Genomic DNA, 2,570 nt, shown 5'->3' on the forward strand with positions numbered 1-2,570 from the left:
CCAGCCATCATCCTCGCGAAAACACCTTTGTCACTCCACCGCTTCCAGCGGTTGTACAAGGTCTTGTGCGGACCGTATGCGGCGGGCGCATCCCGCCAACGTAAGCCATTGCGGTTGATGAAGATAATTCCGCTCAACACGCGCCGATCATCGACGCGGGGCTTGCCGTGAGACTTGGGAAAGAAAGGCGCAAGCCGCGCCATCTGCGCGTCGCTAAGCCAGAAGAGATCAGACATGTCACCGCTCGTTTTTCGAACGGTGAATCACGCTGATCGCCGGAAATCAATGGGTCCTGAGCCTAAGGCACATCACGCGATTTCACGGCGTGTTTTCGAGACGTCTCCTTGTAGGCAAGATCAATCCAGTCTCAACGATTTGGATTGAATTATGGCTGACCTGTTCCAACAAGAACGAAACTATGTCCTCGGCGACCCTGATCTCGACTTGATCGGCGACCGCATCAAACTCGCGCAATGGCGGCACAAGAAGATTGGTCCCGCGTTCTACAAGCTGGGTCGGAAAATCGTCTACCGCGGTTCCGATCTGAATGCTTGGGCAGAGGCCAATCGGGTTGAAACGCTCCGAGGCGAGAAGAACTGATGGCCAAACGCTTTTCGGTAAATCGCGTCAAAGCGAACCGGCACTACACCTACGAAGACGTGGGTGCACTGCTGGGCGTCACTGTGCAAACCGTTCGTGCCTGGTCGCGCCAGGGCCTCCTGGTTATGGCGGATCAAAAGCCGCACCTCATCCTGGGTCAGGAACTGGTCGCGTTCGCGCAGAGGCGGCAGGCGCACAAAACCAAAATGCCCCTCGACCAGTTTTACTGTTTTCGATGCAAGCGCCGTGCGAGGCCGCTGGATGGGATCGCGTTCTATACGCCACAAACCAGCGCGAGCGGCCGGCTTGAAGGGTTTTGTGGCCACTGTGAAGGGCCTTGCGGGCGGTTCGTCAAAAGTTCTGACCTGCCCAAAATCTCCACCTGTCTGGAAGTCGTCAGCAATGAAAGGGAACGAGCCTAAAGGAACCCATCAACCTCGGTTCAAATCAACACTTCAGACATCACCGCAAACCGCAGCTTCTTCTCGGTACTGGCAAATAGAAAGCGAGCCACTCCAATGGCCAAACGATCTCCCCAAAACGAACGCCTCAAGCGCGACTACATCATTTTCCTCGAGCAGACAAAAGGTTTGGATGAGAAGACCACCGACAAGATTCTCGCGGCGATCCTCAGGTTCGAGCAGTGAACCGCCCCGGGTTTACCGGAGAGTAAAACTCTCAAAAGGTGAGCCCCATGACAGAGAAGAAAGTTTCCCCGAGTTACACGGCTGAGTTCCGCGCGCGCGGCGTTCGGCTTTTCCGCGAACATCGTTCTGATTACAGCAGCGACAGTGCCGCCTACCGGGCCATTGCCTCGAAGCTGGGCTGTTCGTCTTTCAGCCTGCGGGACTGGTATCGGCGCGCTGCGCGTGATGCAGGTGAATTGTCCGGACCGACGAGCGAGGAAAAGGCACGGATCAAAGCCCTGGAGCGTGAGAACCGTGAACTCAGGCAAGCCAACGAGATCCTGAAGAAGGCGTCAGCGTATTTCGCTCAGGCGGAGCTCGACCGCCCGTTCAAGCGATGATTGGCTTCATCGACGACCACCGTGATGTCTTTGGTGTCGGGCCGATCTGCCGGGTTCTGGGAATCGCATCATCGACGTTCTATGCCCACAAGTCCGTTGAACACGAACCGGCCTCTGCGTCCGAGCGGGCGAAGCGTGATGTTCTGGACAAGGCTGCCATCAGACGTGTGTTCGATGCCAGCCGGTGCCGGTACGGCGCACGCAAGATTTGGCACGCTCTGCGCCGGGAAGGACACGACATCGCTCGTTGCACCGTGGAGCGCCTGATGAAAGCCATGGGTATTCAGGGTGTTGTCCGGGGCAAGAAGGTCGTCACGACCAATCCTGACACGGCACAGCCATGCCCCGACGACAAGGTGAATCGAGAGTTTGCGGCGGATTTCCCAAACCAGCTTTGGGTTTCGGATTTCACCTATGTCTCCAGCTGGCAGGGAATGGTTTACGTAGCCTTCGTGATCGATGTTTTCGCCCGCAAGATCGTCGGGTGGCGCGTCTCGACCTCGATGTCGACCGGTTTCGTGCTGGATGCCTTGAACCAGGCCATCTGCCAGAGGGCTCCGTGCGAGGCCGACAAACTGATCCATCACAGCGACCGTGGCAGCCAATACCTGTCGATCAAATACACCGAGCGACTGGCCGAAGCAGGGATCGACACCTCGGTCGGCAGCGTCGGGGACAGTTATGACAATGCTCTGGCCGAAAGCACCATCGGCCTGTTCAAGACCGAAGTTATCAACTTCATCGGCCCCTGGAAATCGGTTGGCCAGGTCGAATGGGAGACATTGAAATGGATCGACTGGTACAACAACGAACGCCTGCACAGCGCCATCGGATACGTCACGCCGCAAGAAGCAGAAGAGGCCTTCTACGAAGCCTTGAACGCTGACGAAAAAGCAGCCTAATCATTGAACCAAACCCTCTCCGGTAAACCCGGGGCGGTTCA

The 2,570-nt window shown here is 57.0% G+C and carries 5 protein-coding genes and 1 other annotated feature; of the genes, 4 read left to right on the forward strand and 1 reads right to left on the reverse strand.

Going from position 1 to position 2,570, the window contains the following annotated elements; all coding sequences use genetic code 11:
• Window positions 1-236: transposase (locus ACP15K_RS20260; protein WP_424990003.1), on the reverse strand; the 236-nt coding region annotated here is incomplete at its 3' end.
• 151 nt (window positions 237-387) lie between these two features.
• Between ACP15K_RS20260 and ACP15K_RS20265 the strand changes: the two genes are divergently transcribed.
• The 4 genes from ACP15K_RS20265 (at window position 388) to ACP15K_RS20280 (ending at window position 2,529) form a co-directional block, all read left to right on the forward strand.
• On the forward strand, window positions 388-600 hold the full coding sequence (locus ACP15K_RS20265; protein ID WP_424991461.1) for a MerR family transcriptional regulator: 213 nt from the start codon (window positions 388-390) through the stop codon (window positions 598-600).
• Window positions 600-1,022: a helix-turn-helix domain-containing protein gene (locus ACP15K_RS20270; RefSeq protein WP_424991462.1), complete on the forward strand. Its 423-nt coding sequence runs from the start codon at window positions 600-602 to the stop codon at window positions 1,020-1,022. Before ACP15K_RS20265 ends, ACP15K_RS20270 begins: the two co-directional genes overlap by 1 nt.
• A gap of 96 nt (window positions 1,023-1,118) precedes the next feature.
• Window positions 1,119-1,247 (forward strand): hypothetical protein, encoded by a 129-nt coding sequence (locus ACP15K_RS20275; protein ID WP_424991463.1) that lies wholly within the window; start codon window positions 1,119-1,121, stop codon window positions 1,245-1,247.
• A gap of 47 nt (window positions 1,248-1,294) precedes the next feature.
• Window positions 1,295-2,529 (forward strand): IS3 family transposase gene (locus tag ACP15K_RS20280; RefSeq protein ID WP_424991167.1). Its coding sequence is split into 2 segments (ribosomal slippage): window positions 1,295-1,595 and window positions 1,595-2,529, totalling 1,236 coding nucleotides; the frame shifts between segments, so codons are not numbered across the junction.
• Window positions 1,582-1,698 (forward strand) — a sequence feature (AL1L pseudoknot). Its footprint overlaps the gene before it by 117 nt.
• Window positions 2,530-2,570: the final 41 nt, after the last annotated feature.

The sequence above is a fragment of the Fluviibacterium sp. S390 genome, from assembly GCF_049800695.1.
GTDB lineage: Bacteria > Pseudomonadota > Alphaproteobacteria > Rhodobacterales > Rhodobacteraceae > Meridianimarinicoccus.